Source organism: Algoriphagus confluentis (genome assembly GCF_036245625.1).
GTDB classification, from domain to species: Bacteria; Bacteroidota; Bacteroidia; order Cytophagales; family Cyclobacteriaceae; genus Algoriphagus; species Algoriphagus confluentis.
This window is the reverse complement of sequence record NZ_BTPD01000049.1, coordinates 1-341: the sequence shown is the minus strand read 5'-3', so window position 1 is coordinate 341 and position 341 is coordinate 1. Positions and strand designations below refer to the sequence as shown.

The window sequence follows — 341 nt, the reverse complement described above, 5'->3', positions numbered from 1 at the left end:
CAGCGGGTGAAATGCCCGACCACCCTGAGGCTTATCCGAAAATGGCTGCGTGCACCGATCCAGATTAACGGAAAACTACACAAGCGTAGAAAAGGTGTGCCTCAAGGTTCGCCACTCAGTCCGCTTCTGTCCAACATCCTTCTGGATTTGCTGGACAAGGAACTGGAACGGAGAAACATGAAATACGTCCGCTATGCGGACGACTTCAGCATCTACACTAAGTCAAAGAAGGAAGCCAGAAAAGTAGGCAACGAGATTTTTCTCTTTCTAAGAGACAAGCTCAGACTACCTATCAACAGGGCGAAAAGTGGCATCCGAAGACCATCCGATTTTGAGCTGCT

Annotated in this window: 1 protein-coding gene; it reads left to right on the top strand. The window is 49.0% G+C overall.

Translation table 11 applies throughout. The features are described 5' to 3' along the window. Window positions 1–341 (top strand): reverse transcriptase domain-containing protein (locus tag AAA943_RS21845; RefSeq protein WP_338226532.1); only part of this gene is annotated, 341 nt, incomplete at both ends.